Source organism: Pseudomonas sp. NPDC088414 (assembly GCF_044753325.1).
Classification (GTDB): Bacteria; Pseudomonadota; Gammaproteobacteria; order Pseudomonadales; family Pseudomonadaceae; genus Aquipseudomonas.
The window spans coordinates 52,497-66,766 of sequence record NZ_JBIVMY010000012.1 but is presented as its reverse complement, the minus strand read 5'-3'; the positions used below and the strand labels follow the sequence as shown (position 1 = coordinate 66,766).

The 14,270-nt window shown below is 61.6% G+C and carries 13 protein-coding genes and 1 pseudogene; 10 read left to right on the top strand and 4 right to left on the bottom strand.

Features of this window, described 5'->3' with window-relative positions; all coding sequences use genetic code 11:
• From ACIP8I_RS13310 to fdhA, 6 genes and pseudogenes are all read left to right on the top strand, one after another.
• Nucleotides 1-376: pseudogene (locus tag ACIP8I_RS13310) on the top strand (FAD-dependent oxidoreductase); the annotation flags it as partial.
• Between the two features lie 14 nt (nucleotides 377-390).
• Nucleotides 391-720 carry a sarcosine oxidase subunit delta gene (locus ACIP8I_RS13305; protein WP_400761649.1) on the top strand — a complete coding sequence of 110 codons (330 nt, stop codon included), beginning with the start codon at nucleotides 391-393 and terminating at the stop codon, nucleotides 718-720.
• Nucleotides 717-3,734 carry a sarcosine oxidase subunit alpha gene (locus ACIP8I_RS13300; RefSeq protein WP_400761647.1) on the top strand — a complete coding sequence of 1,006 codons (3,018 nt, stop codon included), beginning with the start codon at nucleotides 717-719 and terminating at the stop codon, nucleotides 3,732-3,734. Before ACIP8I_RS13305 ends, ACIP8I_RS13300 begins: the two co-directional genes overlap by 4 nt.
• 180 nt (nucleotides 3,735-3,914) lie before the next feature.
• Complete coding sequence (locus tag ACIP8I_RS13295) at nucleotides 3,915-4,547, top strand: sarcosine oxidase subunit gamma (RefSeq protein WP_400761644.1); 633 nt, start codon at nucleotides 3,915-3,917, stop codon at nucleotides 4,545-4,547.
• 215 nt (nucleotides 4,548-4,762) lie between these two features.
• Complete coding sequence (gene purU, locus ACIP8I_RS13290) at nucleotides 4,763-5,620, top strand: formyltetrahydrofolate deformylase (RefSeq protein ID WP_027610664.1); 858 nt, start codon at nucleotides 4,763-4,765, stop codon at nucleotides 5,618-5,620.
• A gap of 200 nt (nucleotides 5,621-5,820) precedes the next feature.
• Nucleotides 5,821-7,020 (top strand): formaldehyde dehydrogenase, glutathione-independent, encoded by a 1,200-nt coding sequence (gene fdhA, locus ACIP8I_RS13285; protein ID WP_047596484.1) that lies wholly within the window; start codon nucleotides 5,821-5,823, stop codon nucleotides 7,018-7,020.
• Between the two features lie 216 nt (nucleotides 7,021-7,236).
• On the opposite strand, the gene ACIP8I_RS13280 is transcribed toward fdhA, so the two are convergent.
• Together ACIP8I_RS13280 and ACIP8I_RS13275 are read right to left on the bottom strand one after the other, a co-directional pair.
• Nucleotides 7,237-7,911, bottom strand: coding sequence for an anti-sigma factor domain-containing protein (locus tag ACIP8I_RS13280; protein ID WP_400761639.1), 675 nt, complete (start codon nucleotides 7,909-7,911; stop codon nucleotides 7,237-7,239).
• Entirely contained in the window at nucleotides 7,908-8,543 is a 636-nt protein-coding gene (locus ACIP8I_RS13275; RefSeq protein ID WP_400761636.1) for an RNA polymerase sigma factor, read from the bottom strand. The genes ACIP8I_RS13280 and ACIP8I_RS13275 overlap by 4 nt, the downstream gene beginning before the upstream one ends.
• Before the next feature lie 148 nt (nucleotides 8,544-8,691).
• On the opposite strand from ACIP8I_RS13275, the gene ACIP8I_RS13270 reads away from it, so the two are divergent.
• Entirely contained in the window at nucleotides 8,692-9,249 is a 558-nt protein-coding gene (locus ACIP8I_RS13270) for a DUF2780 domain-containing protein (RefSeq protein WP_007962589.1), read from the top strand.
• A 1-nt stretch (nucleotide 9,250) separates the two neighbouring features.
• Here the strand turns inward: ACIP8I_RS13270 and ACIP8I_RS13265 are convergent, their stop codons facing one another.
• On the bottom strand, nucleotides 9,251-10,138 hold the full coding sequence (locus ACIP8I_RS13265; RefSeq protein WP_007962588.1) for an acyltransferase: 888 nt from the start codon (nucleotides 10,136-10,138) through the stop codon (nucleotides 9,251-9,253).
• 337 nt (nucleotides 10,139-10,475) lie between these two features.
• Here ACIP8I_RS13265 and ACIP8I_RS13260 point away from each other — a divergent pair, with 337 nt between their 5' ends.
• From ACIP8I_RS13260 to creC, 3 genes are all read left to right on the top strand, one after another.
• The gene (locus ACIP8I_RS13260) at nucleotides 10,476-10,979 is read left to right on the top strand and encodes an ATP-dependent zinc protease (protein ID WP_007962587.1); all 504 of its coding nucleotides are present in this window, start codon (nucleotides 10,476-10,478) and stop codon (nucleotides 10,977-10,979) included.
• Between the two features lie 68 nt (nucleotides 10,980-11,047).
• Nucleotides 11,048-11,728, top strand: coding sequence for a two-component system response regulator CreB (gene creB, locus ACIP8I_RS13255; RefSeq protein WP_400761632.1), 681 nt, complete (start codon nucleotides 11,048-11,050; stop codon nucleotides 11,726-11,728).
• Entirely contained in the window at nucleotides 11,728-13,146 is a 1,419-nt protein-coding gene (gene creC, locus ACIP8I_RS13250; protein WP_400761629.1) for a two-component system sensor histidine kinase CreC, read from the top strand. The genes creB and creC overlap by 1 nt, the downstream gene beginning before the upstream one ends.
• A 21-nt stretch (nucleotides 13,147-13,167) precedes the next feature.
• Here creC and ACIP8I_RS13245 read toward each other — a convergent pair whose 3' ends face one another.
• Nucleotides 13,168-14,244 (bottom strand): acyltransferase family protein, encoded by a 1,077-nt coding sequence (locus ACIP8I_RS13245; protein WP_400761626.1) that lies wholly within the window; start codon nucleotides 14,242-14,244, stop codon nucleotides 13,168-13,170.
• Nucleotides 14,245-14,270: the final 26 nt, after the last annotated feature.

The window sequence follows — 14,270 nt, the reverse complement described above, 5'->3', positions numbered from 1 at the left end:
AGGCCTGTCGCAGGATCTGAACTACAACGTGATGTTCTCCCAGCGCGGTTCGTACCCGGTGATCGAGCACACCATCCAGGCCATCGTCGAGATGTTCCCGGTGTTGTCGCGGGTGCGCATGAACCGCCAGTGGGGCGGCATCGTCGACACCACCCCGGACGCTTGCCCGATCATTTCGAAAACCCCGGTACCGAACATGTTCTTCAACTGCGGTTGGGGCACCGGCGGCTTCAAGGCCACTCCCGGCTCGGGCAACGTGTTTGCCGCGAGTCTGGCCAAGGGTGAAATGCACCCATTGGCTGCACCTTTCTCCATCGACCGTTTCCACAACGGTGCGTTGATCGATGAACACGGCGCTGCTGCGGTTGCCCACTAACAGGAGAAATCCCCATGTTGCATATCTTCTGTCCTCACTGCGGCGAACTGCGCTCCGAAGAGGAATTCCATGCATCCGGTCAGGCGCACATCCCGCGTCCGCTGGATCCGAACGCCTGCACCGATGAAGAGTGGGGCGATTACATGTTCTTCCGCGACAACCCGCGTGGTCTGCACCACGAGCTGTGGGATCACGTCGCCGGTTGCCGCCAGTACTTCAACGTCACTCGCGACACCGTGACCTACGAGATTCTCGAAACCTACAAAATCGGCACCAAGCCGCAATTCACCGACAAGACTGATACGGCGAAAACAGCCACGACGGCGCTGGGAGAGAAGGTATGAGCCAGACCAATCGCCTGTCCAACGGTGGACGGATCGACCGCAACAAAGTGCTGAGCTTTACCTTCAACGGTCAGAGCTACAAAGGCTTCGAGGGCGACTCGCTGGCCTCGGCACTGATCGCCAACGGCGTCGACATCATCGGCCGCAGCTTCAAGTATTCGCGTCCACGCGGGATCTTCGCCGCCGGTGCCGAAGAGCCGAACGCCGTGCTGCAGATCGGTGCTACCGAAGCCACGCAAATCCCTAACGTGCGCGCCACGCAACAGGCGCTGTACCAAGGCCTGGTCGCCACCAGCACCAACGGCTGGCCGAGCGTCAACAACGACATGATGGGCATTCTCGGCAAGGTCGGCGGCAAGCTGATGCCACCGGGTTTCTACTACAAAACCTTCATGTACCCGCAATCGTTCTGGATGACGTACGAGAAGTACATTCGCAAGGCTGCCGGTTTGGGCCGTTCGCCGACCGAAGTCGATCCGGACACCTACGACTACATGAACCAGCACTGCGACGTGCTGATCGTCGGCGCCGGCCCTGCCGGTCTCGCCGCTGCCTTGGCCGCTGCGCGTAGCGGTGCGCGGGTGATCCTCGCCGATGAGCAGGAAGAGTTCGGCGGCAGCCTGCTCGATTCCCGCGAAAGCCTCGACGGCAAGCCGGCGATCGAGTGGGTGGCGAGCGTTATCGCTGAATTGAAAAACACTCCGGACGTGCTGCTGTTGCCGCGCGCCACGGTCAACGGCTACCACGACCACAACTTCCTGACCATTCACGAACGCCTCACCGATCACCTTGGCGACCGCGCGCCAATCGGTCAGGTGCGTCAGCGCATTCACCGTGTTCGCGCCAAGCGTGTAGTGCTTGCGACCGGTGCCCACGAGCGTCCGCTGGTCTACGGTAACAACGACGTACCGGGCAACATGCTTGCCGGTGCGGTCTCGACTTACGTGCGCCGTTACGGCGTGGCACCGGGCAAAAAACTCGTTCTGACCACTAACAACGATCACGCCTACCGTGTGGCGCTGGACTGGCTCGACGCCAGCCTGCAAGTCGTAGCCATCGCCGATGCTCGGAGCAATCCGCGTGGTGCGCTGGTGGAAGAAGCCCGCGCCAAAGGCATTCGTATCCTCACCGGCAGCGCCGTGATCGAGGCCCGTGGCAGCAAGCGTGTGACCGCTGCCCGCGTCGCCGCGATCGATGTCAAAGCGCACACCGTGACCAGCCCGGGCGAATGGCTCGACTGCGACGTGATCGCCAGCTCCGGCGGTTACAGCCCGGTGGTGCACCTGGCTTCGCACCTCGGTGGCAAGCCGATCTGGCGTGAGGACATCCTCGGTTTCGTACCGGGCGAAGCACCGCAGAAACGTGTGTGCGTCGGTGGCATCAACGGCGTTTATGGCCTCGGAGATTCGCTGGCCGATGGTTTCGAAGGTGGCGCACGTGCGGCCAGTGAAGCCGGATTCGGTGTGGTCGAAGGCACGCTGCCCAAGGCCCTGAGCCGTCTCGAAGAAGCGACTTTGGCGCTGTTCCAGGTGCCGCATGAGAAGGGCACCTCGCGGGCGCCGAAACAATTCGTCGACCTGCAGAACGACGTCACCGCCGCCGCCATCGAACTGGCGACCCGCGAAGGTTTCGAGTCGGTCGAACACGTCAAACGCTACACCGCGCTGGGCTTCGGCACCGATCAGGGCAAGCTCGGCAACGTCAACGGTCTGGCGATTGCCGCCCGTTCGCTGAACGTGACCATCCCGCAGATGGGCACCACGATGTTCCGTCCCAACTACACGCCAGTGACGTTCGGCGCGGTAGCCGGTCGTCACTGTGGGCACATCTTCGAGCCGGTGCGCTACACGGCGCTGCATCAATGGCACCTGAAAAACGGCGCCGAGTTCGAAGACGTCGGCCAGTGGAAACGTCCGTGGTACTTCCCGAAAAACGGTGAAGACATGCATGCGGCGGTGAAGCGCGAATGCAAAGCCGTGCGCGACAGCGTCGGCCTGCTCGACGCCTCGACCCTCGGCAAGATCGACATTCAAGGCCCGGATGCCCGCGAGTTCCTCAACCGCGTGTACACCAACGCCTGGACCAAGCTCGACGTGGGCAAGGCGCGTTACGGCCTGATGTGCAAAGAGGACGGCATGGTCTTCGACGACGGTGTCACGGCGTGCCTTGCTGACAACCATTTCGTCATGACCACCACCACTGGCGGCGCGGCTCGCGTGCTGCAATGGCTGGAGCTGTACCACCAGACCGAATGGCCAGAGATGAAGGTCTACTTCACCTCAGTCACCGACCACTGGGCGACCATGACCCTGTCCGGGCCGAACAGCCGCAAGCTGCTCAGCGCCGTGACCGACATCGATCTGAGCAACGAAGCCTTCCCGTTCATGACCTGGAAAGAAGGTCTGGTCGGCGGCGTGCCGGCGCGGGTGTTCCGTATCTCGTTCACCGGTGAGCTGTCGTACGAAGTCAACGTGCAGGCCGACTACGCGATGGGCGTGCTGGAGAAAATCGTCGAGGCCGGCAAGCAGTACAACCTGACGCCATACGGCACCGAAACCATGCACGTCCTGCGCGCCGAGAAGGGTTTCATCATCGTCGGTCAGGACACCGACGGCTCGATGACCCCGGACGACCTGAACATGGGCTGGTGCGTCGGTCGCACCAAGCCGTTCTCGTGGATCGGCCAGCGCGGCATGAACCGTGAAGACTGCGTGAAGGATCAGCGCAAACAACTGGTGGGCCTGAAGCCGATCGATCCGAATGTGTGGCTGCCGGAAGGCGCGCAACTGGTGTTCAACACCAAGCAGGCGATCCCGATGACCATGGTCGGCCACGTGACCTCCAGCTACGCGCACAACTCCCTTGGCTATTCGTTTGCCATGGGTGTGGTCAAGGGTGGTCTCAAGCGCATGGGCGAGCGGGTGTTCGCACCGCTGGCCGATGGCAGCGTGATCGAGGCGGAGATTGTGTCTTCGGTGTTCTTCGATCCGAAGGGGGATCGGCAGAACATCTGACGGCTTCGAACCCTGTGGTGTGGCGGATATCGCCTTCGCGAGCAAGCTCGCTCCCACAGGTTTCGGATTGTTAATGGAATTTGTGTCAGGCATCAGTCCACTGTGGGAGCGAGCTTGCTCGCGAAGGCGGCAGTACAGCCACCACAAGGACCGGACCAACAGAATTGAGATAGGTGCTTTATGACCACAGCCAATGTGTACCAACAACGCCCGACCACCGGGGCCAAGGCCGAGTCGTCGCTGCACCATGCCGACCTCGCCAGCCTGGCCGGCAAGGGTCGCAAGAACGCCGGCGTCATCGTGCGTGAAAAGAAACTCCTCGGTCACCTGACCCTTCGTGGCGATGGCCATGACGTCGCGTTCGCTGCCGGTGTGCACAAGGCCCTCGGCATCGAATTGCCCGGCGCCCTGAGCGTGATCGTCAAAGGCGAAACCAGCCTGCAATGGATGGGCCCGGACGAGTGGCTGCTGATCGTGCCAAGCGGTGAAGAATTCGCCGCCGAGCAGAAGCTGCGCGAAGCGCTGGGCGACCTGCACATCGCGATCGTCAACGTCAGTGGCGGCCAGCAAGTGCTCGAACTGAGCGGGCCGAACGTGCGTCAGGTGCTGATGAAATCCACCAGCTACGACGTGCACCCGAACAACTTCCCGGTGGGCAAAGCGGTGGGCACTGTGTTCGCCAAGTCGCAACTGATGATCCGCCACACCGCCGAAGACACCTGGGAACTGCTGATCCGCCGCAGCTTCTCGGATTACTGGTGGTTGTGGTTGCAGGATGCGTCGGCTGAATACGGGTTGAGCGTACAAGCCTAAAAGCTTACCCCCTCACCCCAGCCCTCTCCCCCAAGGGGGAGAGGGGGAAAGGGAGCAGATTTGTGTAGTTTTCGAGCCTGAGTTCGCCGCGATATTTCAGGTCGGCGTAGCTCGAAAGAACACCTCGGTCAGTCCCCTCTACCTCCGGGAGAGGGCTAGGGTGAGGGGCAAAAATCCCCCAGACACCGCGCACAAAGAACAGGAGTCACCGCACCATGAGCCGCGCCCCAGACACATGGATTCTGACCGCCGACTGCCCCAGCGTGCTCGGCACGGTGGACGCGGTGACGCGTTTTCTGTTCGAGCAGGGTTGCTACGTCACCGAGCACCACTCGTTCGATGACCGGCTCTCGGGCCGCTTCTTCATTCGCGTGGAATTCCGTCAGCCCGACGGCTTTGACGAGCAGTCCTTCCGCGCCGGCCTCGCCGAGCGCGGAGAGGCGTTCGGCATGGTTTTCGAGCTGACGGCGCCGAACTATCGGCCGAAAGTGGTGATCATGGTTTCCAAGGCCGATCACTGCCTCAACGATTTGCTTTACCGCCAACGCATCGGCCAGTTGTCGATGGACGTGGCGGCGGTGGTCTCCAACCATCCGGATCTCAAGCCGCTGGCCGACTGGCACCAGATTCCCTACTACCATTTCCCCCTCGACCCCAACGACAAGCCGGCGCAGGAGCGACAGGTGTGGCAGGTGATCGAAGAGTCCGGCGCCGAACTGGTGATCCTCGCCCGCTACATGCAGGTACTGTCACCGGAGCTGTGCCGCAAGCTCGATGGCAAGGCGATCAATATCCATCATTCGCTGCTGCCGGGATTCAAGGGTGCCAAGCCGTATCACCAGGCCTACAACAAAGGCGTGAAGCTGGTCGGCGCGACGGCGCATTACATCAACAACGACCTCGATGAAGGGCCGATCATCGCCCAGGGCGTCGAGGCGGTGGATCACAGTCATTACCCCGAGGATCTGATTGCCAAAGGGCGGGATATCGAGGGCCTGACCCTGGCCCGGGCCGTGGGTTATCACATCGAAAGAAGGGTGTTTTTGAACGCCAACAGAACCGTGGTTCTTTAGATCGCCATCGCTGGCAAGCCAGCTCCCACAGGGATTTGTGCCGTACACAATCTTTGAGTTCCACCCGAAACCTGTGGGAGCTGGCTTGCCAGCGATGAGGCCATAACAGGCAACACAACAATCAGCATCTGTACCCGAGCACTCAACGCGCTGCCTGCCTGGGCAACGCGGTTCCATAAAAACAACAGCGAGGTGAAAGCATGTCTGGCAATCGTGGTGTGGTGTATCTCGGCGCTGGCAAGGTCGAAGTACAGAAAATCGACTATCCGAAAATGCAGGACCCGCGCGGCAGGAAGATCGAGCACGGGGTGATTCTGCGTGTGGTGTCCACCAACATTTGTGGCTCCGACCAGCACATGGTGCGCGGCCGTACCACGGCGCAGACCGGTCTGGTGCTGGGCCATGAAATCACCGGCGAAGTGATCGAAAAGGGTTCCGACGTCGAGAACCTGAAGATCGGCGACCTGGTCTCCGTACCGTTCAACGTGGCTTGCGGGCGCTGCCGTTCCTGCAAGGAGCAACACACCGGCGTCTGCCTGACCGTCAACCCGGCCCGTGCCGGCGGTGCGTACGGTTATGTCGACATGGGCGACTGGACCGGCGGCCAGGCCGAATACGTGCTGGTGCCGTACGCCGACTTCAACCTGCTGAAACTGCCGGATCGCGACAAGGCCATGGAGAAAATCCGCGACCTGACCTGCCTCTCCGACATTCTGCCGACCGGCTATCACGGCGCCGTGACGGCGGGCGTTGGCCCGGGCAGCACCGTGTACATCGCGGGCGCCGGCCCGGTCGGTCTGGCCGCTGCGGCCTCGGCGCGTCTGCTGGGGGCGGCGGTGGTGATCATCGGCGACGTCAACACCATTCGCCTGGCGCACGCCAAGGCTCAGGGTTTTGAAGTGGTCGACCTGTCCAAGGACACGCCGCTGCACGAGCAGATCGCCGAGCTGCTGGGCGAGCCGGAAGTCGATTGCGCGGTGGATTGCGTGGGCTTCGAAGCGCGCGGCCACGGGCATGACGGGGTGAAAGCCGAAGCCCCGGCCACTGTGCTCAACTCGCTCATGGGCGTGGTGCGCGTGGCGGGCAAGATCGGTATTCCGGGCCTGTACGTGACCGAAGATCCGGGTGCCGTGGACGCCGCCGCAAAAATGGGCAGCCTGAGCATCCGCTTCGGTCTGGGCTGGGCCAAATCCCACAGCTTCCACACCGGCCAGACCCCGGTAATGAAGTACAACCGCCAACTGATGCAAGCGATCATGTGGGACCGCATCAACATCGCCGAAGTGGTTGGCGTGCAAGTCATCAGCCTCGACCAGGCGCCGGAAGGGTATGGCGAGTTCGATGCCGGTGTGCCGAAGAAGTTTGTGATTGATCCGCATCGGTTGTTCAGTGCGGCGTAAGTTTCAGGCAATGCAAAACGGCGACCTCAAGGTCGCCGTTTTTTATGGGGATGAGCACTAAACCTGTGGCGAGGGAGCTTGCTCCCGCTCGGCGGCGAAGCCGTCGTAAAATCCACACATGCGGCATCTCAGGAAAATTACCCACTCAAGATTTGGGTCGCTTCGCAGCCCAGCGGGAGCAAGCTCCCTCGCCACAAAAGGTTTGTGGTGCCAGAGTCAGAGAGCCGCTAACGCCCCTTGGTAAAGCACCGGCCCCGTCGGTTGCCCGGTCGGCGAGCCGCCCTTGGGTTCCAGACTCACCGCCAGCGCAATCGGCTGGCCGATCAAGGCTTTCTGCGCCGCGCTCAACTCGACCTTGCCTTTGCCTCCTGCAGGAATCACCCCCAGCGAAATCGGCTTGCCATCCGCCGGAATTGCCCACAACTCCAGGCTACGATCCGCATCAACGGCCGCCAGCGTCAGCGGCTCGACCTGCAGATAATCCGCATGCGCTTCGACCTTCAGCGCCGGTTGCGCGTCGGCGCTCAGCAGGGTGGCGCGGTAGCGGGCGTCGTCGCGGTTGTACAGCGAGCCAAGAAATACCAGCACGGCGATGGAGCAGATCGCTGCGGTGAGTCGCAGCCAGTTCCAGAACGGTCGTTTGGGCGGTACATGCAGCTCTTGCGGATCGATGCGTGCGGTGATGCCTTGCCACACCCGATCCGGCACCGGTTGCTCCGGCAATGTATCGGTCAGGCTGGCGAGACTCTCCTGCCACTGCGCCAACTCGGCTCGCAGTGCTGCGTCATCCAGCAGCAATTGCTCAAAGCGCCGACGCGCCGCCGCCGACATCAATCCGATGGCGTAATCGGCAGCGAGGGCGCGGCGCAGGGCCGGGGTCTGGTAGTTCATGATTCGAGGCACCTGCGCAGACGTTCCATGCCGCGACGAATCCACGACTTCACCGAGCCCAGCGGCGCCGCCAGGTGTTCGGCGAGTTCCGCGCAGGACAGGCCCTGAAAGTAGGCGACAGTGATCGACTGGCGCTGCATGCCGTCGAGGGTGTCGAGGCAGCGGTGCAGCGCACTGGCTTCGCGGCTGCGGTTCAACAGGTCATGGGCCGAAGGACTTTCGTCCGGCAAGGTGTCTTGTTCGAACTCGGTCAGCGGCCGTTCGCGCTGTTTGCGCAACTGGTCAATGGCCTGATGGCGGGTGATGTTGATCATCCAGGTCAGCGGCGCCGACAGATGGGCTTCGTAGCGCGAGGCGTTGTTCCAGATGCGCACGAAGCTTTCCTGCAGCACTTCTTCGGCCAGATCCGCCCGACCCATGAAGCGCAGAGCGATGCCGTGCAGGCGCGGGCCGACGCTGCGATAGAGGGTTTCGAAGGCGCCTCGGTCGCCCAGTGCGCACTGGGCCAACAGATGCCTGAGCTGATCGGTGTCGACGATGGAAATGACAGGCCTCCAGGCAATGCACGGGCGACGAAGGCGGGCCCCGGGTTGTTCACAGGCTAGTTCAGCGACAGCGCTTGCGCCATTCATCTCGGGTTATCCACGGTTTCACGTTTTATATACGTGGCTATGCTGAAAATGGATGCGCCGGCGAGGAACATGCTGGCTGAAACCCGGTCAAACCGGCAGTTTTGCCGCCCATTGACGGGCGGTCACCACAGCGCAAGAGGATGTCTGAATGAAGATTTCACGCGGTATTGCCTTGGCTTCACTGATGACCCTTGCAGCGAGCCCGGTGTTTGCCGGCTTCAGTCTGGACGATGTGACCAAAGCAGCTTCGAGCATGCAGGGTGGCAACGCAGCCACCGCCGCCGCGCCGACCTCGGAAACCGCCGGTTTGCTGCAAGCCGTGACCGGTCTCGGCGTGACGCCGCAGCAGGCGGTTGGTGGCACCAGTGCCATGCTTGGCCTGGCCAAGAACCAGTTGAGCAGCACCGATTATTCGCAGTTGGCCAAAGAAGTGCCGGGCATCGACAAATTGTCGGGCGGCAGCGGCAACCTGGCGGCGTTGAGTGGTTTGCTGGGTTCGTCGGGCAAGTCTGCCGGGCTGGAAAATGCACTGGGCAACGTCAAAAATACCAGTGACCTGAACAACGCCTTCGGCGCCTTGGGCATGGACAGTGGCATGGTCGGCCAGTTTGCCCCGGTGCTGCTCAAGTACCTGGGTGACCAAGGCGTCGGCGGCCCGATTCTGCAGAGCCTGGGCAGCATCTGGGGCGCCGGCACCGGTAGCTGATTCAGCTGCGCTCGCCGCGCAGTTCGCTGATGCGCTGATCCTTCTCGGTCCAGAGCTGGTTGACCCAGTTCTGGACCTGCTGGCGAAACAGCGGATCGTTCTCGTAATCGCCCTGCGCCAGCGCCGGGTCGAGTTCGCGGGTCTGGATGTCGACGATCACCCGCGGCACGCTGCCGCTGATCAGATCCCAGAACCCCGGAATCTTTTCCTGTGGATAGACCACGGTCACATCGAGCAGCGCATCGAGTTGTTCGCCCATTGCCGCCAGAACAAACGCCACACCGCCCGCCTTGGGTTTGAGCAGATGCTTGAACGGTGACTGCTGCTGCGCGCTTTTCGCCGCCGTATAGCGGGTGCCTTCCAGATAATTCACCACCGTGACCGGCTGGCGCTTGAACAGCTCGCAGGCCTGTTTGGTGATCTCCAGATCCTTGCCCGCCAACTCAGGGTGTTTGGCCAGGAACGCTTTGCTGTAGCGCTTCATGAACGGGTAATCCAGCGCCCACCACGCCAGACCGAGGAACGGCACCCAGATCAGCTCTTTCTTGAGGAAGAACTTGAAGAACGGTGTGCGCCGGTTGAGGGTCTGGATCAGTGCCGGAATATCGACCCACGACTGGTGGTTGCTGATCACCAGATACGAGGTGTCACCGCGCAGGTCTGCGCCGCCGCGAATGTCCCATTGGGTCGGGATGCACAGCTGAAAGATCAGCTTGTCGATCTCGGCCCAGGTCTCGGCAATCCACATCACCGCCCACGAGGCGTAGTCGCGCCAGCGCCCCGGCGCAATCAGTTTGAGCAGGGCAAAGACCAGCAACGGCCCGATCAGGATCAGGGTGTTGAGCAACAGCAGCAGGGTGACGAAACAGCCGGTGAGCAGGCGGCGCATAAGCAACTCTATGAAGGCGGATGGGCGCGCCATGATAAGTGGCTTCGGGCGGCAGGCCAAATCGGTGGTGACGAATGTTTCACTTTTGCTCCGTTATTCTTTGAATGATTAAACAGCATCCTGTGGCGAGGGAGCTTGCTCCCGCTGGGGTGCGAAGCGGCCCCAAATCCATTCACCTCGGTGTGTCAGGCGAAACCTGCAGGCTGGTTCACGCCGACTGCGTCGTCGAGCGGGAGCAAGCTCCCTCGCCACAAAGGTCGGCGGCGAACCAACTATCGTGTTTTTTCGCGGTCTAGAATTCGGCGTTGAGCCCTCATTTTCCAAGGAAGCCCCTTACGTGAAATCCCTCCTTGCACTGTTTGCCCTCGTCGCCCTGCCGGTCATGGCCGCCGAGCCGACCCTGTACGGGCGTTATGAATACATCGCGCTGCCGGAAATCGGTGGTGAGGTGCTCAAGGCCAAGATGGACACCGGCGCGCTGACCGCCTCGCTGTCGGCCAAGGACATCGAGACCTTCACCCGCGACGGCGAGAACTGGGTGCGTTTCCGCCTCGGCACCAAGGACGCCAGCAACAAGGTCTACGAACACAAGGTCGCGCGGATCAGCAAGATCAAGAGTCGCTCGGATGAAGAGGACGAGGGTGACAGCACCGAAGTCGCCAAGCGCCCGGTGGTCGATCTGGAACTGTGCCTGGGCAACGTCAAGCGCACCGTTGAGGTCAACCTGACCGACCGCAGCAACTTCAACTACCCACTGTTGATCGGTGCCAAGGCCCTGCGCGAGTTCGGCGCGGCGGTGAACCCGGCGCGGCGTTTCACCGCCGACAAGCCGGACTGCTAAGTGGTCTCATTGACGTAAGGTCAGGCTTGGGGCACCGTTCGCGCACTTAACCCATGGGCTCGGACGCCATGCCTCATATCCTGATTGTCGAAGACGAAGCGGCGATTGCCGACACGCTGATTTTTGCCCTGCAGGGCGAGGGGTTCGCCACCACGTGGCTGAGTCTCGGCGCGGCGGCGCTGGAGTTTCAACGGCAGACCCCGGCTGACTTGATCATTCTCGATATCGGCCTGCCGGACATCAACGGTTTCGAAACCTGCAAACAGCTGCGGCGCTACAGTGAAGTGCCGGTGCTGTTCCTCAGTGCCCGGGACGCCGAGATCGATCGGGTGGTGGGGCTGGAGATCGGCGCCGACGATTACGTGGTCAAGCCGTTCAGCCCACGGGAAGTTGCCGCGCGGGTGCGGGCGATTCTCAAGCGTATGGCGCCGCGTCCTGTGGTTGAAGCCTCCTCGGCACTGTTTCGCATCGATGCCGAGCGTGTGCTGATCACCTACCGCGGCCAGCCATTGAGCCTGACCCGCCACGAATTCCGTCTGCTGCAATGCCTGCTCGAACAACCGCAGCGTGTGTTCAGCCGCGAGCAATTGCTCGATGCGCTGGGGGTTGCCGCCGACGCCGGCTACGAGCGTAGCATCGACAGCCATATCAAAAGCCTGCGCGCCAAATTGCGCCTGGTGCGCGCCGATGCCGAGCCGATCCAGACCCATCGCGGCCTCGGCTACAGCTACAGCCCGGGGCACAGCTGATGTCGTTGGGGCTGCGGATTTTTCTGGTGTATGTGCTGTTTGTCGGCCTGACCGGTTACTTCGTGCTCAACACGGTGATGGAAGAAATCCGCCCCGGTGTGCGCCAGTCCACCGAAGAAACCCTGGTCGACACCGCGAACCTGATGGCGGAGATCCTGCGTGATGATTTCAAGGCCGGGACGCTCAGCGAGAACCGCTGGCCCGAATTGCTGCGCGCCTACGGTGAGCGCCAGCCACAGGCGACCATTTGGGGCTTGCCGAAAAACCAGGTCAACCACCGCATCTACGTCACCGACGCCAAAGGCATTGTGGTACTGGATTCCAGCGGGGTGGCGGTCGGGCAGGATTACTCGCGCTGGAACGACGTCTACCTGACCCTGCGCGGCGAATACGGCGCGCGCTCGACCCGCAGCGATCCGAATGATTCGGCGTCGTCGGTGATGCACGTTGGCGCGCCGATCCGTGATAACGGCAAAATCATCGGCGTGGTCACCGTGGCCAAACCCAACAGTTCATTGCAGCCTTATGTCGACCGCACCGAGCGGCGCTTGCTGTTTTACGGCGCGGGGTTGATCGGCCTCGGTCTGCTGTTCGGCGCTGTGCTGTCGTGGTGGCTGAGCCGCGCGCTGCACCGTTTGACCGGGTACGCCAAAGCGGTGAGTGAGGGGCGCCGGGTGGAAGTGCCACATTACCGTGGCGGTGAGCTGGAACAACTGGCGACGGCGGTGGAGCAGATGCGCACTCAACTGGAAGGTAAGGCCTACGTCGAGCGCTATGTGCACACCCTGACCCATGAACTGAAGAGTCCGCTGGCGGCGATTCGCGGTGCGGCGGAATTGCTGCAGGAGGAGATGCCAGCGATTCAGCGCCTGCGCTTTGTCGGCAACATCGACAGTGAAAGTGCGCGGATGCAGCAGTTGATCGAGCGGCTGTTGAATCTGGCACAAGTCGAGCAGCGTCAGGGGCTTGAGGAACGCGTGGCGGTGCCGCTGGCGGCGCTGGTCGATGAATTGTTGCGCGCGCAGGCAGCGCGAATCGAAGGCCGGCGGCTCACGGCTGAGCAGACCATTGCGCCGGATCTGATGCTGATCGGCGAGCCGTTTCTGCTGCGTCAGGCGCTGGGCAATCTGCTGGAGAATGCGCTGGATTTCACCCCGGTCGCCGGGTTGCTGCGCTTCAGTGCCGAACGCGTGGGGGAGCAGGTCGAGTTGCGCCTGTTCAACGAAGCCGCCCCGATTCCCGAGTACGCCTTGCCGCGTCTGTGCGAGCGGTTTTATTCGCTGCCGCGACCGGACAGTGGGCGCAAGAGCACCGGGCTGGGGCTGAACTTTGTGGCAGAGGTAGCCAAGTTGCATGGTGGCCAACTGTCGATCAGCAACGTGTCGGGCGGTGTGCAAGCCGTTCTGAGCCTGCCCTGAAACCTTACGGACAGGCCGGGCTCAGGGTGGGGACGAGGCCGCTGCGGTGTGCTGAAGCTTCTTCCGATGGGCGAAATTCAACGCTGGTTGCTCCACCAGACGCCATGAAGCGATCGCCAGCATGATCACGATCAGCGCCGAGACAAGCATGGACGGCAAAAAGCTCAGGTGGGACTTGTTGATGACCAGTTGCTGGACCGGGAACGCATACAGATAGATTCCGTAAGAAATATCGAATCGGCCCCGGATACTTTTGTCGACGTAGAGCAGGCCCAGACTCAGGGTGACCAGCGCACAGCCCAGCGTCGCCAGCACTGTGGCCAATGGGGTGCCGACGCTGAGGCAGATCAATCCGGTCCCGGCCGCCAGAGCGATCGCCAGCACACGGGGATTGCCGAGGTACTGTTTGTGAAAGGCAATCACGGAACCGGCAAAGAAGGCGATACCAGCACCGCAGTAAGTCGCCAGTTTTTGCGCCATGGCGCCGGACACTGCACTACTCAAGACATACGTTGCCACCGCAAACCCCATCAGCAGGATCCATGGCAACAGGGCTTTTCGGTACAGACCCAGAACCGCCGCCAGCAGCAAGTAAAAGCCGAATTCGATTTTCAGCGTCCAGAGACTGCCATTGAAGGATTCGTCGAAGATAAATCCATTGGTGATCTGTTCGATAGTGGCTTGACCGAAAACCGAGATTCGCAGGAAGTCGATCGTGGCGCTCAAGCTTGTGACATAGCCTTCGGCAAACAGTGCACCGGCGATATAAGTCATCGCGAAGGCGCAGAGGATCAATGCTGGAAAGATGCGGGCAATGCGTTTGATCAGATAGTCGGTGAAGTTCGTGGCGTTGACGAAGCTGCGAGTGATCAGCAGGCCGGAGATCGCAAAGAACGCGATCACGGCGATACCGCCCAGTGAGTTGAAGCCGGCGATGCCTGGCTCTGGCAGACCCCACAGCGCAAAGTGATGGCTGATCAGCACCATGAGTGCCGCCAAGTGCCGGATCAAATCGAAAGAGTTGTTGCGCAACGTGTCCGTCCTTTCTATGAACATTGCCAAGGTGATGAGGAAAAAGCGTTTTACAGGTATTTCCACGCAAAGCCCACACAACCTCCATAACA